This is a genomic window from Rothia sp. BD8 (assembly GCF_044878465.1).
Lineage (GTDB): Bacteria > Actinomycetota > Actinomycetes > Actinomycetales > Micrococcaceae > Rothia > Rothia kristinae.
Genome location: NZ_JANJES010000009.1, coordinates 40,376 through 64,332 on the forward strand (window position 1 = coordinate 40,376; position 23,957 = coordinate 64,332).

21 protein-coding genes are annotated in these 23,957 nt (G+C 73.0%); 1 reads left to right on the forward strand and 20 read right to left on the reverse strand.

What is annotated here, in order from left to right; translation table 11 throughout:
• Positions 1-23 precede the first annotated feature (23 nt).
• The 19 genes from NQ707_RS08325 to dinB all read right to left on the reverse strand — a co-directional run bounded on the left by NQ707_RS08325 (position 24) and on the right by dinB (position 22,145).
• A complete protein-coding gene (locus NQ707_RS08325) occupies positions 24-332 on the reverse strand; it encodes a YggT family protein (protein WP_133566354.1) in 309 nt (102 codons plus the stop codon).
• A 49-nt stretch (positions 333-381) separates the two neighbouring features.
• Positions 382-1,086: a cell division protein SepF gene (gene sepF, locus NQ707_RS08330; protein ID WP_133566355.1), complete on the reverse strand. Its 705-nt coding sequence runs from the start codon at positions 1,084-1,086 to the stop codon at positions 382-384.
• A gap of 59 nt (positions 1,087-1,145) precedes the next feature.
• Positions 1,146-1,994 carry a YggS family pyridoxal phosphate enzyme gene (locus NQ707_RS08335; protein WP_081046412.1) on the reverse strand — a complete coding sequence of 283 codons (849 nt, stop codon included), beginning with the start codon at positions 1,992-1,994 and terminating at the stop codon, positions 1,146-1,148.
• Entirely contained in the window at positions 1,991-2,842 is an 852-nt protein-coding gene (locus NQ707_RS08340; RefSeq protein WP_404435416.1) for a polyphenol oxidase family protein, read from the reverse strand. Before NQ707_RS08340 ends, NQ707_RS08335 begins: the two co-directional genes overlap by 4 nt.
• Before the next feature lie 189 nt (positions 2,843-3,031).
• Positions 3,032-4,279, reverse strand: a complete 1,248-nt coding sequence (gene ftsZ, locus NQ707_RS08345; protein ID WP_133566356.1) for a cell division protein FtsZ — start codon at positions 4,277-4,279, stop codon at positions 3,032-3,034.
• Between the two features lie 249 nt (positions 4,280-4,528).
• The gene (locus tag NQ707_RS08350) at positions 4,529-5,806 is read right to left on the reverse strand and encodes a cell division protein FtsQ/DivIB (RefSeq protein WP_404435418.1); all 1,278 of its coding nucleotides are present in this window, start codon (positions 5,804-5,806) and stop codon (positions 4,529-4,531) included.
• The gene (gene murC / locus NQ707_RS08355; protein WP_404435420.1) at positions 5,803-7,332 is read right to left on the reverse strand and encodes a UDP-N-acetylmuramate--L-alanine ligase; all 1,530 of its coding nucleotides are present in this window, start codon (positions 7,330-7,332) and stop codon (positions 5,803-5,805) included. The genes NQ707_RS08350 and murC overlap by 4 nt, the downstream gene beginning before the upstream one ends.
• Positions 7,329-8,459, reverse strand: coding sequence for an undecaprenyldiphospho-muramoylpentapeptide beta-N-acetylglucosaminyltransferase (gene murG / locus NQ707_RS08360; protein WP_058730725.1), 1,131 nt, complete (start codon positions 8,457-8,459; stop codon positions 7,329-7,331). The genes murC and murG overlap by 4 nt, the downstream gene beginning before the upstream one ends.
• Before the next feature lie 35 nt (positions 8,460-8,494).
• Positions 8,495-9,766, reverse strand: a complete 1,272-nt coding sequence (locus NQ707_RS08365; protein WP_064725774.1) for an FtsW/RodA/SpoVE family cell cycle protein — start codon at positions 9,764-9,766, stop codon at positions 8,495-8,497.
• The gene (murD, locus tag NQ707_RS08370) at positions 9,763-11,331 is read right to left on the reverse strand and encodes a UDP-N-acetylmuramoyl-L-alanine--D-glutamate ligase (RefSeq protein WP_058730723.1); all 1,569 of its coding nucleotides are present in this window, start codon (positions 11,329-11,331) and stop codon (positions 9,763-9,765) included. Before murD ends, NQ707_RS08365 begins: the two co-directional genes overlap by 4 nt.
• Positions 11,328-12,455 carry a phospho-N-acetylmuramoyl-pentapeptide-transferase gene (gene mraY / locus NQ707_RS08375; RefSeq protein ID WP_061225731.1) on the reverse strand — a complete coding sequence of 376 codons (1,128 nt, stop codon included), beginning with the start codon at positions 12,453-12,455 and terminating at the stop codon, positions 11,328-11,330. The genes murD and mraY overlap by 4 nt, the downstream gene beginning before the upstream one ends.
• Before the next feature lie 7 nt (positions 12,456-12,462).
• Positions 12,463-13,983, reverse strand: coding sequence for a UDP-N-acetylmuramoyl-tripeptide--D-alanyl-D-alanine ligase (murF, locus tag NQ707_RS08380; protein ID WP_404435422.1), 1,521 nt, complete (start codon positions 13,981-13,983; stop codon positions 12,463-12,465).
• Positions 13,980-15,668 carry a UDP-N-acetylmuramoyl-L-alanyl-D-glutamate--2,6-diaminopimelate ligase gene (locus NQ707_RS08385; RefSeq protein WP_224799989.1) on the reverse strand — a complete coding sequence of 563 codons (1,689 nt, stop codon included), beginning with the start codon at positions 15,666-15,668 and terminating at the stop codon, positions 13,980-13,982. Before NQ707_RS08385 ends, murF begins: the two co-directional genes overlap by 4 nt.
• A gap of 123 nt (positions 15,669-15,791) precedes the next feature.
• Positions 15,792-17,672 (reverse strand): peptidoglycan D,D-transpeptidase FtsI family protein, encoded by a 1,881-nt coding sequence (locus tag NQ707_RS08390; protein WP_404435423.1) that lies wholly within the window; start codon positions 17,670-17,672, stop codon positions 15,792-15,794.
• A 71-nt stretch (positions 17,673-17,743) separates the two neighbouring features.
• Positions 17,744-18,499 (reverse strand): hypothetical protein, encoded by a 756-nt coding sequence (locus NQ707_RS08395; protein ID WP_064725779.1) that lies wholly within the window; start codon positions 18,497-18,499, stop codon positions 17,744-17,746.
• Positions 18,496-19,491: a 16S rRNA (cytosine(1402)-N(4))-methyltransferase RsmH gene (rsmH, locus tag NQ707_RS08400; protein WP_064725780.1), complete on the reverse strand. Its 996-nt coding sequence runs from the start codon at positions 19,489-19,491 to the stop codon at positions 18,496-18,498. The genes NQ707_RS08395 and rsmH overlap by 4 nt, the downstream gene beginning before the upstream one ends.
• Positions 19,492-19,664: 173 nt before the next feature.
• On the reverse strand, positions 19,665-20,096 hold the full coding sequence (gene mraZ / locus NQ707_RS08405) for a division/cell wall cluster transcriptional repressor MraZ (RefSeq protein WP_058731089.1): 432 nt from the start codon (positions 20,094-20,096) through the stop codon (positions 19,665-19,667).
• A 264-nt stretch (positions 20,097-20,360) separates the two neighbouring features.
• Positions 20,361-20,756 carry a DUF3040 domain-containing protein gene (locus NQ707_RS08410; RefSeq protein ID WP_058731088.1) on the reverse strand — a complete coding sequence of 132 codons (396 nt, stop codon included), beginning with the start codon at positions 20,754-20,756 and terminating at the stop codon, positions 20,361-20,363.
• Positions 20,757-20,828: 72 nt separating this feature from the next.
• Positions 20,829-22,145 (reverse strand): DNA polymerase IV, encoded by a 1,317-nt coding sequence (gene dinB / locus NQ707_RS08415; RefSeq protein ID WP_358293376.1) that lies wholly within the window; start codon positions 22,143-22,145, stop codon positions 20,829-20,831.
• Positions 22,146-22,412: 267 nt separating this feature from the next.
• Here dinB and NQ707_RS08420 point away from each other — a divergent pair, with 267 nt between their 5' ends.
• Positions 22,413-23,543, forward strand: a complete 1,131-nt coding sequence (locus tag NQ707_RS08420; protein ID WP_129358130.1) for a polyprenyl synthetase family protein — start codon at positions 22,413-22,415, stop codon at positions 23,541-23,543.
• Positions 23,544-23,576: 33 nt separating this feature from the next.
• Here NQ707_RS08420 and NQ707_RS08425 read toward each other — a convergent pair whose 3' ends face one another.
• A complete protein-coding gene (locus tag NQ707_RS08425; protein WP_058731085.1) occupies positions 23,577-23,945 on the reverse strand; it encodes an Rv2175c family DNA-binding protein in 369 nt (122 codons plus the stop codon).
• Positions 23,946-23,957: the final 12 nt, after the last annotated feature.

Consider the following 23,957-nt stretch of genomic DNA (forward strand, 5'->3'; position numbering starts at 1 on the left):
TGGGCGCAGGCTCCAGGCCCCGGTCAGACCTGGGACAGCGCCGCGCCCAGCAGGCTCATGACCACGGAGTTGAGCAGGCTCAGCACCAGCAGCAGCACCAGGAAGCCCATGTCCAGGGACACTCCGCCCAGCCGCAGCGGCGGGATGATCCGGCGCATCAGCCGCATCCCCGGCTCCGTGGCCCGCCGGATGCCGATCGCGGCGACCAGCACGACGCCGCGGGGGCGCCAGCGCGGGGCGAAGCCGTCCACCCAATCCAGGATCAGGCGCAGCATCAGCAGCAGCATGGCCAGGTACAGGGCGAAGTGGATCAGCGCCAGAACCGTGATCACAGGTCTCCTCGGGGTCGAAGCTCAGGGGCGGGGCCCGGGCGGGATGGGCTCAGCGCTGGTCGAAGGGGTCGTGCTGGGCGACGTCGTCCTCGGGCGCGTGCTGCTCGCGCTGCTCCTCCTGCGGAGCGAGGACCTCCAGGGTCGCGGGGGTCAGCAGGAACACCTGCTCGGTGACCCGCTCGATGCTGCCGTTCAGGGCGAAGGTCAGCCCCGAGGAGAAGTCCACCAGCCGCTTGGCCTCCGTGACGTCCATGTCGGTGACGTTCATGATCACGGGGATGCCCTCGCGGAAGGACTCGCCGATGACCTTGGCGTCGTTGTAGGAGCGCGGGTGGATGGTGGTGATGCGTCGCAATTCGTTGTCGCTTTCGATCGGGGCCGGGATTCGGCGCTCGGGGGCGGCCTCCCGGGCGGAGGCGGCGGGCTGCACGGCCGAGCGCGAGCGCGGCTCGCGCTCGGCGCGGCGGGATTCCAGGGCCGCCGGGCGCCGCCCGGCGGCGTGGGAGCCGCGGGGGGTCTCGGCCTGGTCCTGCTCCTGGGCCGAGGAGCGGGCGGGGGTCCGGGTGATCACCGGATGCGCCTCGGTGCTGGGCTCCGGTTCGATGACCTCGCCCTCCACGCGCTCACCGCGCGGGGTGCGCGCCGGGGCCTGCTCCGCGGAGCCGCGGCGGGATCCCGTCTGCTCCCCCGACTGCTCGTAGCCGTCGTCGGCCAGTCCCAGAAAGACCATGGCCTGGCGCAGTGTTCCCGCCATCTGAACTCCTCGAAGATTCGCTGCTGTGCTGTTTCGGTGATGTCGGACGGCCGGGGGCCTCAGCCCCGGGGACGAGGCCCCATGATGGCCGAGCCCACGCGCACCCGGGTCGAGCCCCATCGTATCGCGTCGGCCAGGTCCGCGCTCATCCCCGCGGAGATCTCCACCGCCTCCGGGTGCTCCCGGCGCAGTGCGGCGCTGAGCTCGCGCAGCCGGGCGAAAGCCGCCGCCGGATCCTCCGCCTGCGGGGCCACCGCCATCAGCCCGGCCAGGCGCAGGCCGGGGGTGGCGGCGACGGCCTCGGCCAGCTGGGCCACCTCCGTCGGGTCGGCCCCGCCGCGGGCCCCGCTGGCGGCCTGCCCCGGGGCGGAGGCCGCGCTGAGACCCACCTGGATGAAGCACTCCAGGCCGCCGTCGGCATACGCCGCCGGGGCCGGGCCCTCCTCGGCCTCCCAGCGGGAGACCGCCAGCGACCAGGCCCGACCCAGGGCCTGGACGAGTCCGGGCCGATCCACCGAGTGCACCGACCCGGCCCAGCGCACCGCCGACTTCGCCTTGTTGGTCTGCAGCTGTCCGATGTGCTCCCAGCGCAGGCCCGAACCGGTCAGCGGAGCCAGCTCGGCGGCCTTGCGGGAGGCCTCCTGCTCGCGGTTCTCCCCCACGGCCCGCACGCCCGCCTCCCACAGGGCGGCGACGTCGGCGGCCGGGAAGAACTTGGTGACCGGCAGCAGCCGCACCGGCTGCCCGGGATCCCGCACATCGGCCGGGATCTGGGCGGCCAGGGACTGCACGGTCTCGCTCACCTGCCGCAGGCGCTGCGCCAGCTCCTCGGCGCGCCGGGGATCCGGGTGCGGCGGCCTCCCCCGCTCCTGCTGTTCTCGAGGCTGGGTCGGGTGCTCCTGGCTCATCTGCGGTGTCCTCCTCGCTGCTGCTCGTGATCGTCTCGGTGCGGTGCGGGGTCCTCGTCGTCGGGCCGGGGCTGGGCTTGGGGCTTGGTCCGGGCTGGTGGTTCGGACGGGGGCTGGGGCACCAGGATCGCGGCCAGGCGCCCCTCGCCCGGGGCGCGCCGGTGGGAGAACTGGCCCGGATCCTCCAGCGTGCAGGCGGACAGCTCCGCGGAGACCTCCAGGCGCAGGCCGAGCCGCTCGGCGGTGGCTGTCAACTGGGTCCGGGCCGCTCCCGGCAGGTCCAGGGAGGCGGTGCCCCACGAGGTCCGCGCGGCGATCCCGGGCAGGATCGCCTCGGCCTCGGCCGCCAGGGACTCGGGGACCTCGTAGCAGGAGCCGCACACCCCGGGCCCGATCCAGGCCCGGATCCGCCCGGCTCCGGCCGCGGCCAGCACCTCGAGCACCCGAGGCAGGATCCCGTCCAGCAGTCCCCGCCGCCCGGCGTGGGCCACGGCCGCCAGGCTCGGGTCCTCGGTCGCGAACAGCACGGGCAGGCAGTCGGCGGTCAGCACCGCCAGCGGGCGCCCCGTGCGGGTCAGGGCGGCGTCGGCGACCGGCGCCAGCTCCCGCTCCCGGGCCGGCGCACTCCGGGCCGGGATGGTCGGGGCCTCATCGGCGTCCGCCACGGCCGTGCCGTGCACCTGCTCGAGGAAGAGCAGCCGCCCGGCGGCCACCCCCAGGTGCCGCTCCATCCGGCGTCGTCGGGCCTGGGCGGCCGCGGGATCGGGACCGGCGTGCAGGGCGAGGTTGCCGTCGCCGCGATCGGTGACGGCCAGCCTCGGGCCGTCGGGCTCGGTGAGGATGCGCATGGGACCTGCTTCATCGGAGACGTCAGGGGTGCTTCGCGGGCGGCGCCCGGCCCGCGGGTCGCGTCTGCCCCGCGGGGAGCACCGGGGCCCGGGTGCGCCGATTCCCCGGTCCCGACGCGGGAGACCGGGGAATCGCGGCGCCGTGCGGGGCGCTCACCCGTGCGGCGAGGAACCGCGGGTCAGGTCACTTCACTTCAGGAAGTCGGGCACATCCAGGGAGTCCTTGCGGCCCGAGCCGCGCCCGGTCTCCTCCTCGGTCGGGGGCAGATCGACGTCGAACCCGGCGTTGGCCGGAACGTCGTCGTCAGCACCCCACTGGCTCGAGGAGCCGCCCGAGTAGGACGGCGCGCCGCCGGCGTAGGAGCCGCCGCGCTGCGGGTTGGAGGCCACCCGGACCGGCTGGGAGGCGGAGCCGCCGAAGGCCTGCTGAGTGCGCTGGGCCTGGTTGGCCGCGGCGTTGGTGGAGTTGGAGTTGGTCTCCGGGTTCAGGGAGTCGAAGCCCGCGGCGATCACGGTAACCCGTGCCTCATCGCCCAGGGCGTCGTCGATCACGGCGCCGAAGATGATGTTGGCGTCCGGGTGGGCGACCTCCTGGACCAGGCGGGCGGCCTCGTTGATCTCGAACAGGCCGAGGTCGGAACCTCCCTGGATGGACAGCAGCACGCCGTGGGCGCCGTCGATGGAGGCCTCCAGCAGCGGGGACGCGATGGCCAGCTCCGCCGCCTTGACCGCGCGGTCCTCGCCCTGGGCGGAGCCGATGCCCATCAGCGCCGAACCCGCGCCCTGCATCACGGACTTCACGTCGGCGAAGTCCAGATTGATCAGGCCCGGGGTGGTGATCAGGTCGGTGATGCCCTGCACGCCGGAGAGCAACACCTGGTCGGCGGACTTGAAGGCGTCCAGCATGGACACGTTGCGGTCGGAGATGGACAGCAGGCGGTCGTTCGGGATGACGATGAGGGTGTCCACCTCGTCGCGCAGGGCCTCGATGCCGGTCTCGGCCTGGTTGGAGCGGCGGCGACCCTCGAAGGTGAACGGGCGGGTGACCACGCCGATGGTCAGGGCCCCCAGGGAGCGGGCGATGCGCGCGACGACCGGGGCGCCGCCGGTTCCGGTGCCGCCGCCCTCACCGGCGGTCACGAAGACCATGTCGGCCCCCTTGAGGACCTCCTCGATCTCCTCCTCGTGGTCCTCGGCCGCCTGGCGCCCGACCTCGGGGTTGGCCCCGGCGCCCAGCCCGCGGGTCATCTCCCGACCGACGTCGAGCTTGACGTCCGCATCGGACATCAGCAGCGCCTGGGCGTCGGTGTTGATCGCGATGAACTCGACGCCGCGCAGGCCGACCTCGATCATGCGGTTCACGGCGTTCACGCCGCCGCCGCCGATGCCGACGACCTTGATGACGGCCAGGTAGTTCTGGGGGGTGGTGATGTCCATGTGATCCTCGTTCGCAGTGATGGCCGCCGCCGATCCCTATCCTGAAACCCTCGATCGAAGGTTCAGACGATTGCGTCGTTCGGCGTCGACGGCCGGTTCCTATACGGCATCCAGACTACCAACCGCACGCGGCGGTGTCGCTCCCGCGGGCCGATCGAGGGCCGGGAATTCCCGCAGAGTGCGGGCCTCGCCGCCGCCCCGACCCGCCTCGTGCATGGACCTCGAGTGCAGGTTGAATGGTTGCCGGGGTCACTCGGTGACCGGGTGATCCGGGCTGGAGACGTCGTAGGTCGAGACCCCGTCCCCTCCGACGGCCTGGATCAGGGCGCGCAGCACCTGCGCCTTCTGCTCGGAGTCATCGGCCGTGCCCCAGAGCACCGTGGAGCCGTCCTTCATCTCCAGGCGGATGTCCGTGTCCGACTGCGCCTTCGCCGCGGTCATCTGCTGCAGCAGGGACTGCGGCAGGGCCTGCAGCACCCGCACCACGTCCCGGAAGGAATCCTGGGTGACCGCCTGGCGCCCGCCGTCGATCAGCGGGACCTTGGCCTGCTCCAACGAATCCGCGGCCCCCACGGCGGTGCCGTCCCGGTCCACCAGGATGTAGCGGTCCCCGTCCTTCACGGCGGCCACCGGCACCCGCTCCTGCAGGGTCACCACGAGCTCGTGGGGCGGGTGGGCCTCGATCGAGACGTCCCGGATCACGACATCCTGGCCGATCAGGTCCCGGACCTGCTGCTGGGTGACCCGCGGCAGCGGCGTGCCCTCCAGCGGTTCCAGCTTCCGGGCCACCTCGGCGCGATCCGCGGCCCCCGTGCCCTCCACCGTGATGGTGCGCACCGCCAGCAGCGGCGAGGCGAAGACCACCCCGAGGAACACCGCGGCCACGACCACCAGCGTCAGCAGGCCGGCCCCGATGCGTCCCAGCCGGGTGCGCGGCACGAGGCGGCGCAGCCGGCTCGTGCGCCGAGCGCCCCGGGATCCCTCCGTGCGGCGTCGCGAGGTCAGTGCGATGACGCTCGCCCCGTTCCCGGCGGCGCCGTCCGCCCCGTCCTCGCCCGGATGCGAGCCCCCGGGCTCCCCCGGACCCGCCGCGGCGGGCCGGTCCGCGGAGCCGGGGCGGCGCAGCGGACGCACGACGTCGCGCTCGTCCGGTGCGCCCTCGTCCCCTGTGCGCCCGTCCTCATCTCGCTCGGGCGCGCCCGGTGCGTCGGAGCCGGCGTGGGCGGGTTCGACGCTGACCGCCGCCGGATTGCTCGCGCGCACCGGGATCGCTCCCGTGGCGGCCTCCGGCTCGCGGCGCACGGCCTTCAGCGAGCGCCGGGCGGCCTGCGCCGGGGATTCCTCGCTGCGTCGGGAGTTCTCCCGGGCGCGCCGGGCCAGGCGCTGGCGCGCCTCGACGGGCGCGCCCTCCGGTTCCTGGGTCGCTTCGTCGGGCTCCTCCGGTTCCCGCTCGGCGGCCGCCGGGGCCCCCTCCGGGGCGTGTTCGTGGGCGGAGCGGGGCAGGCGGGGGCGGCGTCGGGCGCTCACCGGGCGGACTCCGCCGGGTCCTGGGCCGCATCTCCGGGGGCGCGCCGCTCGTCCTCGGCGAGGGCCTCGAGCACGAAGGTGCCGTAGGTCGTGACGTCCCCGGCCCCGATGGTCAGCACGATGTCCCCGGCCGCGGCGGAGGAGGCGATGCGCGTGGCGGCCTCCCGCCCGGAGGCCGCATAGCGGACCTCGCTGAACCCGGCATCGGTGATCAGGTGGCTGGAGACCCCCTCGATCGGCTCCTCCCGGGCGGGGAACACATCCACGACGAAGGCCCGGTCGGCCAGGGACAGCGCCTCGGCGAACTCCCGGGCGAAGGCCCGGGTGCGGGAGAACAGGTGGGGCTGGAAGATCGCGTACACCGTACCGCCGGCGGCCACGGTGCGCGCGGCCTGCAGGGCGGCGGCCACCTCGGTGGGGTGGTGGGCGTAGTCGTCGAAGACGGTGACCCCGCGGGCCTGCCCCCGACGCTCGAAGCGGCGCGCCGATCCCGTGAACTCGGACAGCCCCCGAGCCGCGGCCTGCGGATCCACGCCGACCAGCAGGGCGCAGGCCATGGCCGCGGCGGCGTTGCGCAGGTTGTGCGTGCCGGGCACGGCCAGGTGCAGCGTGACGCCGCCCCGGGCACCCCCCGCGGCCTCGGGCAGCTGCCAGGCCAGGCGCGCCGAGCTGGCGGTGCCCTCCCCCGTGATGTCCTCGATGCGCAGGTCCGCGGCGGCGTCGGTGCCGTAGGTGAGCACCCGGGCCCCGGCCCGGCGTCGGGCCCGGGCCAGCTGCGCGGCGCCGTCGTCATCCGCGCAGATCACCAGCACCCCGTCCTGCCCGAGGGTCTCGGCGAAGCGCTCGAAGGCCAGGTGCACCGCAGCGGGAGTGCCGTAGAAGTCCAGATGGTCCGGTTCCACGTTGGTGACCACCGCGATCGACGGCGCGTACTTCAGGAAGGAGCCGTCGGATTCGTCCGCCTCGGCGACGAACCAGGCGTCGTCGTCCGTGCGGCCCAGCCGGGCGTTGGTGCCCAGGGCGGCGATGCGCGCACCCACGGCGAAGGACGGGTCCGCACCGGCGGCGTCGAGCATCACGGCGATCATCGAGCTGGTCGTGGTCTTGCCGTGGGTCCCGGCCACCGCGATCGTGCGCTGGACGCCCATGGCCGCGGCCAGGGCATCCGAGCGGTGCAGGACCCGCAGCCCCCGGGCCCGGGCCGCGGCCAGCTCGGGGTTGGACTCGCGGATGGCCGTGGAGATCACGACGGTGTCGGCCTGCTCGATGTTCTCCGCGGCCTGGGGCACGAAGACCCGCGCGCCCTTCTCCCGCAGCGCATCCAGCACGGGGCCGTCCTTGGCGTCCGAGCCCGACACGCTCAGCCCGTGCTCCAGCAGCAGCTGGGCCACCGCGGACATACCCGTGCCACCGATGCCGATGAAGTGCACCCGGCCCAGCCCGGACAGCTGCGGGCGCGGGGGGAACGGCGGGTTCATGGACTCCGGCAGCCGGGCCTGCTCGGCGGTGGGCTCGGGGGTGCTCATCGGCTCTGCTCCTTCGGGTTCTGCGACGACTCGGCGGCCTCCAGCACGAGGCGGGCCATCTGCTCGGCGGCATCGCGCACCCCGAGGCGGCTCGCGGCGCGGCTCATCCGCTCCAGGCGCTCGGGGTCCTGGGCCAGCGGCAGGACGTGGTCCAGGAACCAGCCGGGGGTGAACTGCGCGTCCGGGACGAGCAGGGCGGCGTCGGCGGCCACGAGGGATTCGGCGTTCAGGGCCTGCTCCCCATTGCCGATGGGCAGGGGGACGAAGACCGAGGGGCAGCCCACGGCCGCGGCCTCGCTGACGGTCGCCGCTCCCGCCCGGGCCACCAGCAGGTCCGCGGCGGCGTAGGCCCGGTGCATCCCGTCGACGAATTCGACCTGGTGGTAGCGGGGGGCCTGCACCGGCTGGCCCTGATCGTCCAGCAGCTGCTTGCCGCGCCCGGTGATGTGCAGCAGCTGCACCCCGGCCTGGCGCCAGGCGGGGGTCTGCAGGACCGCCCGCACCGTGCGGTTCATCGCCGCGGCCCCCAGGGACCCGCCGGTCAGCACGATCGTGGGCAGCTCCTCCCGCAGGCCGAGGTCCCGGCGGGCCGCGGCGCGCTCTGCGGCGCGATCCATGGCGGCCACCGGCCCGCGCAGCGGCATCCCGACGGTGCGGGCCCCGCGCAGCGGCGTATCCGGGAAGGCCGCGGCCACGACGGCGGCCCGGCGCGCCCCGACGCGGTTGGCCAGGCCCGGGCGGCGGTTGGCCTCGTGGATCACCACGGGGATCCCCTCGCGGGCGGCGGCCAGGTACATCGGGGTGCACACGTAGCCGCCGACCCCCAGGACGACGTCGGCCTCGTGCCGGCGCAGGATCCGGCGGGCCTGGCCGACCGCCCGGGAGAATCGCAGCGGCAGGCGCAGCAGATCCGCCGACGGCCGGCGCGGCATCGGGACCCGGTCGATGAACTCCAGATCGTATCCGGCCTCGGGCACGAGCCGGGCCTCCATGCGATCCGCCGTGCCCACCGCGGTGATCCGCGCCTGGGGCCGGAGCCGTCGCACGGCGTCGGCCACGGCGAGCATCGGGGTGATGTGTCCCGCGGTGCCTCCCCCGGCGACGATGACGGACGGTGAAGGATTCAACTGCGGCTCCCCGGTTTCTCTCGGCGCGGGCGTGGTCAGTTCTCCAGTCTAGACGTCCGCTCGGGCTCCTCCAGCGCGGACAACTCGAGCGCCGGATGGGTGGGCGTCCTGGTCAGGGACATCGCGAAGCCCGCAGCGAACAGGGACATCATCAGCGAGGTGCCGCCGTAGGAGATGAATGGCAGGGGGATCCCGATGACGGGCAGCAGCCCCGTGACCATGCCGATGTTGACGAAGGCCTGGCCGATGTACCAGGCCAGCATGCACCCGGCGGCGATGCGCACGAAGCGGTCCGAGGAGCGCAGGATGACCCGCGCCAGGGACAGTGCGATCACGGTGAACAGGGCGATGACCACGAGCGAGCCGATGAACCCCAGCTCCTCCCCGAGGATCGCGAAGATGTAGTCGTTGTGCGCTTCGGGCAGGTAATTGTACTTCTGCCGGGACTCCCCCAGGCCCTCGCCCCACCAGGAGCCGCTGGCCAGAGCGGCCAGACCGGCGTTGGACTGGTAGCAGGCATCCGAGGCTCCGCAGCGGGAGGGCACCAGCCAGCCGATGACGCGCTGGATGCGGTGCGGACTGGCGACCACGATCAGCGCCGCCGCCGCGACCCCGAGGATCGCGGACCAGCGGAAGATCTTCATCGGGGCGCGGGCGAACCACAGGGCCCCGGCGTAGATCAGGGCGAAGACGATGCCGGTGCCGGCATCGCCCCCCGCCATGACCAGCGCGAAGGTGGCCAGGAAGCCGAGGATCGAGGGCAGCAGGGCGGCGCGCACGCTGACCGCGACCTGCGGGGTCTTGGCCAGGCCCCACGCGGCCCACAGGACCAGGGCGAACTTGCCGATCTCGGAGGGCTGGAACTGCAGGGGCCCCAGGGCCAGCCAGTTGCGGTTGCCGTAGACCTCCACGCCCAGAGGGCTGAGCACGAGCAGCAGCAGCGCGATCGTGCCGCCCATCAGCCAGAAGATCAGGGTGCGGCTCTTCCACCAGCGCAGCGGCACCCGGGAGGCGGCGAACATCGCCACGATGCCGACCAGGGCGTAGCCCACCTGCCGGGCGAACAGGGCGTAGGGCGACTGGGCCTTGGAGATCTGCTCCACCGAGGAGGCGGAGAGCACCATCATCGAGCCCAGGATGGTCAGGGCCAGGGCGCTGACGCAGATCCCCACCGCCGAGCTGGACAGGGAGCCGGCGGCGATCCACTGGTAGACGGGGCGGGCGGCGGCCCGGGCCGCGGAGGTCAAGCGCCGCCAGGGGCCGCGGGGGGTGGTGCGCGGGGTGCGCTCGGGGGCCGCGGTGCTCACGGGCGCGGCCCCTCTTCGTCCCGGTCCTGCTCGGTGGGGCCCAGGCGCCGGACGAGATCGGCGACCAGGTCGATGAACACCTCGCCGCGATCTGCGTAGGAGGCGAACTGGTCCATGGACGCGGCGGCCGGGGCCAGCAGCACGGTGTCCCCCTGCTCGGACAGCTCGTGGGCGATCCGCACCGCCTCGGCCAGCACGGCCCGTCCGTCCGTCGGCGCGGCGTCGATGCCCTCGGCGGCCCGGTGCACGGGGACCTGCGGGGCCTGCTCGGCCAGGGCCTGCTCGAGCCCTGCGGTGTCCGTGCCGATGAGCACCACGGCCTTGAGCCGGTGCGCGTGCGCGGCCACCAGGTCCCCGTAGTGCACGCCCTTGGACAGGCCGCCGGCGATCCAGATGACGGGGTCGAAGGAGGACAGCGAGGCGTCGGTCGCGTGGGGGTTGGTGGCCTTGGTGTCGTTGACCCACAGCACCCCGTGGGTCGTGGCCACCGGCTGGATGCGGTGGGCCCCGGGCTCGAAGGCGCGCAGGCCGTCGCGCACGGCCTCCGGGGAGACGCCGGCCGCGCGGGTCAGGGCCGCGGCGGCCAGGGCGTTCTCCACGGTGTGGCGGGTCGGCAGCGGCCCGGTGTCGCGCACGGCGCCCAGCTCGAGGGCCTCGGTGCGACGCTGCTCGACGAAGGCCCGATCCACCAGCAGACCGTCCACCACGCCCAGCTGGGACAGGTACGGGGTGTCGGTGGTGAAGGAGACCGCCCGGCAGCCCTCCTGAACCTCGGCCTGCTCGACCATCCGCTCCGTGTCCGGCACGGCGGCGTTGTACACGCAGGCCACCCGCGTGTTCTCGTACACCCGGGCCTTGTCCGCGGCGTAGTTGGCGTAGGAGCCGTGCCAGTCCAGGTGGTCCTCGGCGATGTTCAGCACGACGGAGGCCAGCGGGGCCAGGGAGTGGGACCAGTGCAGCTGGTAGCTGGACAGCTCCACCGCCAGCACGTCGTAGTCCACCGGGTCCCGCAGGGCGTCCAGGATGGGGGTGCCGACGTTGCCCACCGCGATGGCCTTGAGTCCCGCGGCCTGCAGGATCGAGGCGGTCATCCCCACCGTCGTGGTCTTGCCGTTGGTTCCGGTGATGCACAGCCACTCGGCCGTCTTCCGGCCTGCCCGCTCGCGCAGGCGCCAGGCCAGCTCCACATCCCCCCAGATCTGGATGCCGCGGTCCACGGCCTCGGCCAGGATGCCCAGGGTGGGCCGCAGCCCCGGGGAGGTGACGACCAGCTCGGGAGCCTGCCCGTCCACCTCGGGCAGGGCGTCCATGGCCTGCTGCCCGAGGATCGTCTGCGCGGCGCCGACGATCCCGAGGGTCTGGGCCTTGTAGCGGTTCTCCTCGGTGTCCTTCCCGTCCACGACGACCACGCGCGCTCCGAGCTCGATCAGGGTGTCCGCCGCGGCGAAGCCGGAGGTGCCGATCCCGGCCACGACCACGCGCAGCCCGGCCCAGTCGGCGTCCCAGGAGGTCAGCCCGGCCAGGCGGGGGTCCTGAAGCACGGGGTTGGCGTTGGTGGCCTTCATCGGGTGATCACTCCTCCGTGGCTGAGCAGCCAGTCGCCGTAGAACACGCCCAGGGCCGCGGCCACGAACAGTCCGGCGATGATCCAGAAGCGGACCACGACCGTGACCTCCTTCCAGCCCTTGAGCTCGAAGTGGTGCTGCAGCGGGGCCATCTTGAAGATGCGCTTGCCTCCGGAGAGCTTGAAGTAGCCGACCTGGATGATCACGGAGGCGGAGATCATCACGAACAGCCCCGCCATGAGGACCAGGAGCAGCTCGGTGCGGCTGAGGATCGCGAAGCCGGCCAGGGCCCCGCCGAGGCCGAGGGAGCCGGTGTCGCCCATGAAGATCGACGCCGGGGAGGTGTTCCACCACAGGAAGCCGATCAGCGAGCCGATCAGGGCCGCGGCGAGCACCGCCAGCTGCCCGGGATCGCGCACCTCGTAGCAGACCGGATCCGAGGATCCCGGGGAGCACAGGTGGTTGTTCTGCCACATGGAGACCATGAGGTAGCCGGAGAACACGAGGATCGAGGCGCCGGTGGCCAGCCCGTCCAGCCCGTCGGTGAGGTTCACGGCGTTGGTGGTGGCGGTGGCGATGAGGTTCGCCCAGATCACGAAGAGGATCACCCCGACAGCGGTCACCCCGAAGGACAGGTCCAGGGCGTGGATGTCCCGGGTGAAGGAGATCCGGGTGGAGGCGGGGGTCCAGCCACGCTCATCCGGCAGCAGCAGCGCCAGCACCGCGAAGACCACGCCGACCCCGCCCTGCAGCACGATCTTGCCTTTGGGCGTCAGACCCAGGGACTGCTTCTTGGCGATCTTCTTGTAGTCGTCGATGAACCCGACCCCGGCCATGCCCACCATGAGCAGGATCAGCAGCAGCGCCGAGGCCGAGGGCACCGCGCTCTGCCCGCCGAGCAGTCCGCCGGTGATCAGCAGGGAGATCAGGAAGGCCAGCACGGCCGCGCCGATGATCACGACGCCGCCCATGGTCGGGGTGCCGCGCTTGGTCTGGTGGCTGGTCGGGCCGTCCTCGCGGATGAACTGGCCGTAGTGGCGCCGCACGAGCAGCTTGGTGAACAGCGGGGTTCCGGCGAGGGAGAGGACCAGACCGAAGGCCGCCGCCAGGAGGATGGAGATCATGCGGTGATCAGCGCCTTTCTTGCGGTTCAGCGGTCTCGGAGCTCTGCCGGGGCGCGTTCGACGCGCCGTCCGGGAGGCCTCGTGCCACTCTATCGCCCAGGAACCGCAGTCCCGCCCCGTTGGAGGACTTGACCAGCACGATGTCCCCGGGGGCCAGCTGCTCGCCGAGCAGCTGCTCGGCCTGCTCCACGGTCTCCACCCAGCAGGCCTCCTCGCCCCAGGAGCCCTCCAGCAGGGCGTCGCTGTAGATGGGTTTGGCCTCCGGGCCCACGGCCACGAGCTTGGCGATGTTCAGCCGGACGGCGTCGCGCCCGATCTTGCCGTGCTCGGCCGCCGAGGCAGCCCCCAGCTCCAGCATCGGACCCAGCACGGCCCAGGTCCGCCGCGGTGGTCGGGCGTCTCGGCCCATCTGGGCCAGGGTGCGCAGGGCCGCGGCCATCGACTCCGGGTTGGCGTTGTAGGCGTCGTTGATGACGGTCACCCCGTCGGGTCGATCGGTGCGCTCCATGCGGTAGCGGCTGCGCGGGCCCAGGGTGTTCAGCCCGCGCACCACGGCTTCGACGGGGGCGCCCACGGCCAGGGCGAGGCTGGCCGCGGCCAGCAGGTTGTAGACGTGGTGCTCGCCGATCAGCCGCGCGGTGATCGCGTGCTGGGAGCCGTCGGGCAGCACCAGGGTGAACACGGGCCGGCCCTGCGCGTCGGCGCGCAGGTCCCGGGCCTCGAGCATCCCGGCGCCCTCGGCAGGCCGGTCCTGGTGGCGTCCGGCCACCCCGAACCAGGTCACCGGGGCGCCGGCCACCTCGGCCATGCGGGCGACCCGGGGATCGTCCAGGTTCAGGGCGACCGCGCCGTCGGCGGCGACCCCGAAGGCCAGCTCCGCCTTGGTGCGGGCGATGTTCTCCACCGAGCCGAACTCCCCGAGGTGGGCGGTGCCGACCTTCAGCACGGCCCCGGCGTCGGGCAGGACCATGTCGCACAGGTAGCGGATGTTGCCCACGGCGTTGGCGCCCATCTCGATGACCAGGTACCGGGTGTCGTGCTCGGCGCGGAACACCGTCAGGGGCACCCCGACCTCCCCGTTGTAGGAGCCCTGGGGGGCCACGGTGGGCCCGAGGGTCGAGAGGATCCCGGCCAGCAGGTCCTTGGTGGTGGTCTTCCCGGCGGAGCCGGTGATGCCGATGACTCTCAGCGGACCGGTCGCGCGCAGGCGCACGACGATCGCGTGGGCCAGGGCCCCCATGGCCAGGACGACGTCGGGCACCAGGATCGCCGGGTGGGTCCGGCCCTCCTCGTCGAGGGTCTCCCGCTCGGCCAGGGCGAGCACGGCGCCCGCGGCGAGGGCCTGGGGGATGAAGCGGTGCCCGTCGGTGCTCTCCCCGGGCTTGGCGATGAACAGCGCACCGGGGCCGACCTCCCGGGAGTCGGTGGTCGCGGCGGTGCACGTGATCGACCCCAGGTCTGCGGCCTCCAGCCCCACGGGCTGCCCGCCCACGGCCTCGGCGATCTCGGCGGCGGTCAGGGCGATCATGCGCGTTCTCCTGCGGGGTCCTCGGGGGTATCGGTCGGTGCGGGGCGGTGTGCGGCCAGGGCGGCGCGCAGCTCCTCGCGGTCGTCCAGCTCCAGGTCCGCCCCGTCCACGTCCTGGCTGGTCTCGTGTCCGCGCCCTGCTACGAGGATCGCATCTCCAGGCCCAGCCAGCTCCACGGCGCGGCGGATCGCGTCCGCACGCGGGGCGATGTCCTCCACGGCCTCGGCGCGGGCCCCGTCGGCCGCGGCGGCCCGGGCGCCCTCGGCCACGGCAGCGCGGATCGGCGCAGGCGGCTCGCGGTGGGGGTCATCGTCGGTGACGATCACGACGTCGGCGTGCTCCGCGGCGATGCGACCCATGATGGGGCGCTTGAGCTGGTCCCGCTCCCCGGTGGCGCCGAAGACCACGATGACCCGGCCGTCCGAACCGGGGCCCACGGCTTCCAGGGCCCGCTGCAGCGCGTCCGGGTTGTGGGCGAAATCCACGATCGCGAGGGGACGCTGCCCGATCACCTGCATGCGTCCGGGCACCAGCGGGGTCAGGGATTCCGGGTCGGCCAGCTGCTCGGCGACCCGCTGGGGCTCGGCCTGCCCGGTACGGACCATGACGGCGGCCAGCGCCGCGTTGGAGACGTTGAAGTCGGCGGGCAGCCCGGTGCCGGTCGGGATGCGGGTGCCGTCCCGGTGCTGCAGGACGAAGCCGTGGCCGATGCCCTCGGCGCGCACCTCCCGGACCGTCCAGTCCGCTTCGGCCTCCCCGTGGGCGCCGCGGCCGTAGCCGGTGGCGAGAGTGACCACCCGATCCGCGCCGAGCTCGCGGCGGGCGTGCTCGGCCATGCGCCGGCCCCACTCGTCATCCACGATGATCACGGCGCGCCGGGTGCGGGCCGGGGTGAACAGCTGCGCCTTGGCGTCGAAGTAGGCCTGCATGGACCCGTGCAGGTCCAGGTGGTCCTGGGTGAGGTTGGTGAACCCGGCGACGTCGTAGACGACCCCGTCCACCCGGCGGTAGTCCAGGGCGTGGGAGGAGACCTCCATCGCCGCGGCGGTGATCCCGCGCTCGCGCATCACGCTCAGCAGGGCGTGCACGTGCGTGGACTCCGGGGTCGTGAGGGTCGAGGGGATGACCTCCGCGCCGGCCCGGATCTCGATGGTCCCGATCAGCCCGGTGGTCTCCCCGAGCCGATCCAGCAGGCCGTCGATCATGTAGGTCGTGGTGGTCTTCCCGTTGGTCCCGGTCACGGCGTACAGGCGCTGGCGGCCCCGCTCGGGCTGGCTGCCGTAGATCCAGGCTGCCAGGGGCCCCACGGCCTCGCGCACGGAGGGAACGATCAGCAGGGGCAGTGGGCTGCCCTGCCGGTCCAGGATCTCGGCACCAGCGGCGTCGGTGAGCACCGCGGCCGCCCCGGCCCGTCGGGCGGCGCAGGAGAACTGGGCCCCGTGCGCGTTGGCCCCGGGCAGGGCCACATAGAGGTCCCCGGCCTGCACCTCGCGGGAGTCCATGCTGATGCCGGTCACCACCGCCTGCCCCTCGGCACCGGGACGGGTGCGGACCTCGACGCCGGCGGCTTCCAGGTGTGCTGCGATCTGCCCGAGCTCCCGGGCCGGGACGCGCCGCGGACGCAGGTCCTGCGCGCTGGCACCCTGGAGGTCGGGATGCCCCTGCTCCGGGTCCTTCGGTGTCATGGGGAAGCCACTTCCTGTCGTATTGGGGGCGTTGGTTCCGGGCCTCGGGTCGGCTCACCGGGTGGGCCGACCCGAACTCACATCCTAGTCCGAAGCTCGCAGCCGGACCGGGCCGGGGCGAGCTCAATCGTCGTTCTGGGGGTCCCCCGGGGCGAACTTGTCAAGCTTCTGCGGCGGAGTCGTGGAGTGCGGGACCCGGTAGTACTCCAGGACCTTCTGCATGATCTTCGAGAACGTCCCGGTGGTGCCGATCTCGGTGACGACGCCCTCGGGCCGCTGCAGCAGCACGCCGACCACATACTGCGGATCCTCGATGGGGGCCATGCCCACGAAGGAGGTCGTGAACCCGTCGAAGCCCTTGCCGTCCTCGGCCGGGGCCTCCGCGGTGCCGGTCTTGCCGCCCACGCGCCAGCCCTCCACGGCGGCATCGGGGGCGTGTCCGCCGGTGATCACGGTCTCCATGATCTGGCGCAGCTTCTTCGCGGTGTCCGCGGAGACGATGCGCCGCCCCTCGGGGGTCGGACGAGGCTGGGCGACCCCCTCGGCGTCGGTCACGGAGTCGGCCAGGCGCGGGGTCAGCTGGATCCCGTCGTTGGCCAGCGCCTGGTAGGCGGTGACCGTCTGCAGCAGGGATTGGGAGACGCCCTGGCCGAACAGCACCGTGTACTGCTGCCGGACATCCCAATCATCCGCGGCGGCCAGCAGGCCCTGGGCTTCGTTCGGGAACTCGATGCCGGTGCGTCGGCCGATCCCGAACTTCGCCAGCCAGTCATGGCGCTGGTCCTTGGTCAGCTGCTTCCCCGCCAGAACGGTTCCGGTGTTCATGGAGTCGGCGATGATCCCGGCCAGGGTCCGCTTCTGGGCGGGGTGCTCGAAGGAGTCGGTGATCAGCTGACCGTCGATGCGCAGCTCGGCGGGAACGTCGAAGACGGTCTCCGGCTGGGACAGCCCCTCATCGATGACGGCCGAGGCGGTGAGCACCTTCTCCGTGGAGCCGGGTTCGGTGATGCTGGTGACGGCCCGGGGACTGAAGTCGTCGGTGTCGGCTTTGGAGTAGTCGTTGGGGTCGATCATGGAGGAGTCGGCCAGGGCCAGCACCGCGGCGTCCTTCACGCGCATGACCACGCAGGTCCCCCATTCGGCCCCGAGCTGCCGGGCCCGGGCGGTGACCTGCTGCTGCGCGAAGTACTGGATGTCGCGGTTCAGACACAGCTTCACGGTGCTGCCGTTCTTCGCCGGGGTGTCCAGCTCCTCGCCCACGGGGATGCGCACCCCGTCCGCGGAGATCTCGTAGACTCGCTCGCCGTCCTGCCCGGACAGCTGCTGGTCGAACTGCAGCTCCATCCCGCCCTGGGCGCCCTGGGCGTTGAGGTAGCCGATGACAGAGCCGCCGACCGACCCGTCCGGGTAGGTGCGCTTGGACACCGACTCCCCGGACAGGAAGGTCGCTCCCAGGTCCGTGATCGCGTTGTAGACGTCGGGGGTGACCTCGTCGGCGACCACGGCGTAGCGCTTGTCCCCGTCCAGGGCCTTCTTGACCTCCTCGTCCGGCTTCTTCAGCAGGTCGGCCAGCTCGTAGACCAGCTGCTGGGGGGTGACCTGCTCGGTGCTGCTGCCGTCCTTCTTGAGCCGCTTGAACGCGGCGACGGCGGTCTGGTCCACCACGATCCGGTAGCGCTGGATGGAGCGGGCCATCACGGTCCCGGTGGCGTCCAGGATCTCCCCGCGCAGGGCCGGGACCACAACCTGCCGACGCCGCTCGGCCAGCGCCTTGTCCGCCCGACCGGAGGGGTCGATGGCCTGGACGTAGAACAGCCGCGCGCCCAGCAGGCCGAGCATCCCCAGGAATCCGGAGATCCCCAGGAAGCTGCGGCGCAGGATCCCCTGGGCCGGCTGTCCCGAGGACTCCGGGGCCACCGGTTCCGCGGCCCTGCCGGCCTCCCGGTCGGCGCGGGGCCGCTGCGGGTGCTCCGGGTCGGCGCTGGCGTCCTGGGTGGGGTCCACGGGCGCTGCCTTTCCGCCGGAGCTGCTCCGGCCGTCGTCGGGGTGGGGAACTGCGGTGAGTACGGGACGGCTCAGCGGCCGCGGTCGTCCCCGGCCTGCCCGGACTGGGACGCCGCAGGGCTGGCCGAGGCCCGTTCCTGGGCCTTCTTCTGCTCATCGGCCTTCTTCTGGGCCGCCTCGTCCTTCTTCTGCTGCTCCGCGGCGCGCTGCTGGGCCTGCTGGGCGGCCTCGGTGTCGCTGCCCTTCGGCGGATCGATCAGGTTGGTCCGGCCCTGCTCGGCCGCCTCCTTGGGATCCTCCCCCACCGCCTCGGCGGCCTGCGGGGTGCCGTTGAGCTTGCCGGTGCGCAGATCCAGCTGCGCCTGCTGGGCCTGGGAGACCATCCCCAGCTGGGAGGCGCGCGCGGCCAGATTCTGGGGGGCCTGCTGGAACTCGATCTCCTGGCTCAGGGCCTGGTTCCGCTCCGTGAGGTCCTGCTCCTGCGCGCGCAGCTGCACGAGGTCGTACTGGTTCTGGGAGATGGTGATGTTCATCAGCAGGGCGAAGCCCAGGGTCAGCAGGACCCCGAGGAAGGTCGCGATGATCAGCGGGATCCTGCGGCGTCGGGCCCGTGCCGGCGCCGAGGCCAGCGGGCGACGGCGGGCGCGGGCGGAGCCGGTCGACCGATCGGCATCCTGAGCGGTCTCCAGGACACCCTCGGAGGTCTCGACCTCCTGCGCCCCGCCGCCGACCAGTCGCAGCCGCCGCTGGCGCACCGCCTGCAGATGCAGCGCCGGGGAGACGGAGTCATCGTGCGCGCTGTCGGGCTGCTGGAGTTCTGCGCTCATGGGGTGGTCCTCGGGTCGCGGATGCGTTCGGCGGCACGCAGACGAGCTGAGGCCGCGCGGGGGTTGGCGTCGATCTCCTCGGGGCTCGGGGGCTCGGCCCCCCGGGTGAGGATCCGGAGCTCGGGACGATGCTCCTCCAGCTCCACCGGGAACCCCTTGGGGGCCCGGGAGACGGCCAGGCTCGCCATCGCCTTCTTGACGATTCTGTCCTCCAGGGAGTGGTAGCTCAGCGCCGCGACACGGCCGCCCACCCGGATCGCCCGCAGAGCGGCGGGCACGGCGCGTTGCAGAACCTCAAGCTCAGCATTGACTTCAATGCGCAGGGCTTGGAAGGTCCGCTTGGCCGGATGCCCCCCGGAGCGCTGCGCCGCCGCGGGAACGGCCCGGGTGACCACCTCCACCAGCTCACCGGTCCTGGAAAACGGGGTCTCCTGACGAACCTCTACCAGAGCTTGAGCGATGCGTCCGGCGTAGCGTTCCTCACCCCAGTCCCGCAGGATCCGTCGAAGGTGAGATTCGTCATAGGTGTTCACGATGTGAGCCGCGGTGAGCTCGTCCTCCGCGTTCATGCGCATATCCAGCGGGGCGTCGTAGGAGTAGGCGAAGCCGCGCTCGCGCTCATCCAGCTGCAGGGAGGAGACCCCCAGGTCGAACAGCACGCCGTCCACCCGGTCGATGCCGCGCTCGGCGAGCACCTCGGGAATCTCGTCGTAGACCGCCCGGACCGGGCGGAACCGGTCGCCGAACGGGGCCAGCCGTTCACCGGCCAGTGCGTGGGCCTGCGGGTCGCGGTCGATCCCCAGGACGGTGAGCCGGGGGAAGCGGGTCAGCAGGGCCTCGGTGTGCCCGCCCATTCCGAGGGTCGCGTCCACGACCACGGGACTCGGCCCCTCGAGAGCCGGGGCCAGCAGATCCAGGCACCGGTCCAGCAGCACCGGGACGTGCCGTCGCCGCGCATCGGATCGCTCCGGGCACTCGCGCTCCTGCGTCATCGGGGTCCTCCTCCCTGCGTCTGCCCCACCGGATGGGAGCCGCCGCCTCTGCCCAGCCCCCGCCATCCGATCCTCCTCCCGCACGCCGCCCCCGTGCGGGCCTGCCTCAGGGGAAGGTGAGTCAGGACCGACCACGAGGTCGATGCGTCGGGCGGAAGATCGCAGGGCGGGGATCACAGCAGGCCGGGCAGCACCTCGTCATCCGTCTCCGAGAACTCCGTCTCCTTCTGCGTCAGGTACGCGTTCCACGCCTCGGCATCCCAGATCTCCGCGCGGGTGCCCGCCCCGATCACGGCCAGCTCCCGCCCCAGCCCCGCATACTCGCGCAGCGGTGTCGGGATGGTCACCCGGCCCTGCCGGTCCGGCACCTCATCCGAGGCCCCCGAGAGGAACACGCGGATGTAGTCCCGGGCCTGGCGCGAGGACAGCGGCGCCTGGCGCAGCTGCTCGTGGACCCGCTCGAATTCGGCCTGGCTGAACACGTAGAGGCAGCGCTCCTGCCCCCGGGTGAGCACGAGCCCCTCGGCCAGCTCCTCCCGGTACTTGGCGGGCAGGATCAGCCGACCCTTCTCATCCAGCCGGGGAGAGTAGGTGCCCAGAAACACCGGCCCACCGCCTCCCGCGTCCGAGGTTGATCTGATCTGCCGCGATGCGCACCGGGATCCACTGGAACCCCGGGAGCACCCGACGCGCCCCACTTTACTCCACTTCCCTCCCCACAACCGCCCCGAAGGGCCATTCCCAGCCGATTCCCATGCGCGACGCGGAGGGAGCACGGTCTCGCCAGGCACGGAAAAAGGGGCCGGATCCCGCCGATCTGCGGGATCCGGCCCCTGTCGAGGGCTGATCATGGAGGAAAGTGGAGCGGCTCAGCGCTCCCGGTGGCGATCCTCCCACTGCTGCTCGAGGCGCTGCATGAAGGAGACGCCGCGCTCGCCGGCGCGGGGGCGGTTAGTGCGCCCGGAGGCCTCCGAGCGGCCGCCGCCCTCGCGACGGCGCAGCGTGGCCAGATAGACCCCGCCGGCCATGACCAGGAAGCCCAGGACCCCGACGAGGATCAGCTGCGTGGACACACCCAGCAGCACCAGGCCAAGGCCGAGCACGGCCACGACGATCCCCAGCACCAGATTGCGCCCGGACAGGCCAGCACCCGGGCGGGGGCGCGGGCGCTCTTCCTGCATCGTGTCCGCGAAGGTGGGGTCCTCGACGTTCAGCTGCTGTTCGAGCTGCTCCAGCAGCTGGCGTTCGCGCTCAGAAAGGGCCATGGTGCGTCCTTCTCCCGGAAAGATGGTGGATCCCCCGCCTCGCCTGGGCCGAGGGTCTCCGTCCAGCTCAGACTAGCCTTTTTCCCGCGGGTTTTCACCGGGTCCGCGCGGATCCGGACGGGCCCCGGCGCCCTCCTGCGCACCGGTGCCGGCCTCGGGGCGGTAGCGGCGGGCGAATCCGCCGCTGACCAGCCGGGCCGGGCGCAGACCGGCCGGACCGAAGCGATCGCGGATCCGATCCATGGCGCTCTCCGCCCCGCCCCATTCGGCCTCGGCGCGCAGCCGATCGCCGTCGGCCTCCTCCCACAGGCTCAGCTGGCGCCCGGCGGCGCCCTCCTCCAGCCGCTCGGCCCGCACCCCCACCAGTCGCACCCGGCCGGCCAGCGGGCCGAGGTCCTCGAACAGCCGCACCGCGGCGGCGTTGATCTCCCGTCCGGTCCCCGCGGCCCGCTCCAGGGTCCGGGTGCGGGTCAGCGTGCGGAAGTCCTGGTCCCGCAGCTTCAGGGAGACCGCCGCGGCCGTGCGACCGGAGGCGCGCAGCCGCCGTGCGACGTCGTGGCTCAGCTGCAGCAGCGCGGCCTTGATCTCGACGACGTCGTCCGTGTCAGCGGCGAAGGTGTGCTCGGCGCCCATGGACTTCTCGACCCGGTGGGACTGCACCGGCCGCTCGTCGATGCCGCGGGCCAGCTCCCACAGGTGCGCCCCCGAGGCGCGCCCGAGACGCCGCTGGAGGTATTCCAGAGACATTTGGCGCAGCTGGCCCACCGTGTGCAGGCCCGCCTCCTGCAGATGCGCCGCGGTCTTCTCCCCCACACCCCACAGTCGCCCCACCGGCAGCGGATCCAGGAACTGCCCGATCCGCGCCTCGGGCACCACCCACAGCCCATCCGGCTTGGACCCCGTGGAGGCCATCTTGGCGATGAACTTGTTGGAGGCGACCCCGATCGAGGCCACCAGCCCGGTGCGCTGGAGGATCCGGGTCCGGATGCCGCGGGCGATGCGCACGGGCGAGCCCAGGCGCCGCTGCGCCCCGGTGACGTCCAGGAAGGCCTCATCCACGCTGACCTGCTCCACCAGGTCGGTGACCTCGTGCAGCACGGCCATGATCTGCCGGGAGTAGGCGGAGTAGCTGGAGTGGGAGGGCTCGATGTACACGGCGCGCGGCGCCAGTCGTCGGGCGCGCGCCACCGGCATCGCCGAATGGACGCCGAGGGCACGGGCCTCGTAGGAGGCGGACAGCACCACGGAGCGGCTGCCGGAACCGGCCACGACCACCTGCCGCCCGACCAGTTCGGGCCGGGTCAGCAGCTCGACCCCGACGAAGAACGCGTCCATGTCCACGTGCAGGATCACCCGATGCGGGAAGTCGGGAGAGGGGACGGCGGGCACGGCGGGGAACTCCTCACGGACGGGATGCGGTGGGATGGAGCCCGACGGGGACGCCGGCGCCGACGGGATGCCGGGGAGCGCCGCCGACGCCGGGACCGCGGCGGAAGCAGGGCAGGCTGTACACTGGGCGGGGTGGCGGCCGCCGTCCCATCCGGGCTCCCGCGAGGCGCCGCCACGGCCATTATCCGCCACCGCACCCGCCGCGATCGAGCCGACCGCGGTCGCGTTCGCGCAGGGCGGTCCACCCCACCACCCGAGGAGCCTTCCATGACCCATGACCGCGCCGCCGAGCCGGGGGCCGCCGGATCCCCCGACGCCGTGGAGGCCGCCTTCCTCGACGCCGTGCAGCATCGCCTCCTGGGGTTCCTCGCCGAGCAGGAGCGCGTGCTCGCGGCCGTCTCCCCCGAGACCGAGCCTCTGATCGCGGCGATCCGTGACCTGTCCGCGGGCGGCAAGCGGCTGCGGGCCCTGCTGCTGCTGTGGGGCTGGCGCGCCGCCGGCGGCGGCGCCCAGGACCCGCGGCCGGTGCAGGCGGGGGCGGCGATCGAGCTGTTCCAATCCGCGGCGCTGATCCACGACGACATCATCGATCATTCCGACACCCGCCGCGGACGCCCCTCCGTGCACCACCGCTTCGCCGCGACCCACCGCGAGCGCGGGTGGTCCCTGGAGGCCCGGGACTACGGGCTGATGGGCGGGATCCTCGCCGGTGACCTGTGCCTGTCCTTCTCCGAGGCCCTGTTCGCCCCCCTGTGCGCGGGTGCCGATCCGGCCGCGACGACGGGCCCGGCCCGGGCCCGGGCGATCTTCGATCTGATGCGCACCGAGGTCATGGGCGGGCAGTACCTGGACGGGCTGAGCGAGCACCTCGGCCGGGAGGAGCCCGAAGCCGCCCTGGAGCGGGCTCTGCGGGTCATCCGCTACAAGGCGGCGAAGTACACCTGCGAGCATCCGCTGCTGATCGGGGCGAGCCTGGCCGGGGCCGATGAGGCCCTGCTGACGGGCTTATCCGAGGTCGGGCTGCCGCTGGGCGAGGCGTTCCAGCTGCGCGACGACGTGCTCGGAGTGTTCGGGGAGCCGGCTGTGACGGGCAAGCCCGCCGGGGACGATCTGCGCGAGGGGAAGCGGACCGTGCTGGTGGCCCTGGCCCACGAGCGGGCCGACGCCCAGCGGTCCCGGGAGCTGGAGGCCGGGCTGGGAGACCCGCGGCTCACCGAGGACGGGGTGCGCCGGCTGCGGGAGATCCTGCGCGACACCGGGGCGCTGGCCCGCACCGAGGAGCTGATCCGCGAGCGCGAGCAGCTGGCCCGGCGGGCGCTGGATCGGCTCGAGGTCGACTCCGAGGTTCGGGCCGGGCTGGAGCGGCTGAGCGAGCGGGCTCTGCACCGCAGCTCCTGACTCCTGGCCAGGGACCGGGACCGGGACGGGCGGCTACCAGGCGAGGGCCTGGGCCCGGCGCCGGATCTCGGTCTTGCGCCCTTCGCGCAGGGCGTCGATCGGACGCCCGGGCAGGGAGTCGTCCTCGGTCCACAGCCAGCGGATGGCCTCGGCGTCGTCGAAGCCGGCGTCGCGCAGGACCGTGAGGGTGCCCTTGAGCGGCTCCAGGACGCGGTCCTCGCGCAGGAACAGGGCCGGGATCCGGCGCACACCCTCGGCATCGCGCACGGCGATCAGCGCGCCCTCGCCGATCAGGGCGTGCACCCGGGTGACCTTCAGGTCCAGGGTCTCGGCGACGTCGGGCAGACTCAGCCACTGCCCGACGAGGTCGAAGAGGTTCTCGGTGTTCTCGGTGGAAGTCACGATCTCCAGGGT

Bases quoted from the DNA above. Each gene is read 5' to 3' on its own strand.
- NQ707_RS08410 (WP_058731088.1), bottom strand. From the start codon at position 20,756: ATGGCCCTTTCTGAGCGCGAACGCCAGCTGCTGGAGCAGCTCGAACAG.
- NQ707_RS08335 (WP_081046412.1), bottom strand. From the start codon at position 1,994: ATGAGCCAGGAGCACCCGACCCAGCCTCGAGAACAGCAGGAGCGGGGG.
- murC (WP_404435420.1), bottom strand. From the start codon at position 7,332: ATGAGCACCCCCGAGCCCACCGCCGAGCAGGCCCGGCTGCCGGAGTCC.
- ftsZ (WP_133566356.1), bottom strand. From the start codon at position 4,279: ATGGACATCACCACCCCCCAGAACTACCTGGCCGTCATCAAGGTCGTC.
- murD (WP_058730723.1), bottom strand. From the start codon at position 11,331: ATGAAGGCCACCAACGCCAACCCCGTGCTTCAGGACCCCCGCCTGGCC.
- murF (WP_404435422.1), bottom strand. From the start codon at position 13,983: ATGATCGCCCTGACCGCCGCCGAGATCGCCGAGGCCGTGGGCGGGCAG.
- rsmH (WP_064725780.1), bottom strand. From the start codon at position 19,491: ATGACGCAGGAGCGCGAGTGCCCGGAGCGATCCGATGCGCGGCGACGG.
- mraY (WP_061225731.1), bottom strand. From the start codon at position 12,455: ATGATCTCCATCCTCCTGGCGGCGGCCTTCGGTCTGGTCCTCTCCCTC.
- NQ707_RS08395 (WP_064725779.1), bottom strand. From the start codon at position 18,499: ATGAGCGCAGAACTCCAGCAGCCCGACAGCGCGCACGATGACTCCGTC.
- NQ707_RS08340 (WP_404435416.1), bottom strand. From the start codon at position 2,842: ATGCGCATCCTCACCGAGCCCGACGGCCCGAGGCTGGCCGTCACCGAT.
- sepF (WP_133566355.1), bottom strand. From the start codon at position 1,086: ATGGCGGGAACACTGCGCCAGGCCATGGTCTTTCTGGGACTGGCCGAC.
- NQ707_RS08420 (WP_129358130.1), top strand. From the start codon at position 22,413: ATGACCCATGACCGCGCCGCCGAGCCGGGGGCCGCCGGATCCCCCGAC.
- NQ707_RS08385 (WP_224799989.1), bottom strand. From the start codon at position 15,668: ATGACACCGAAGGACCCGGAGCAGGGGCATCCCGACCTCCAGGGTGCC.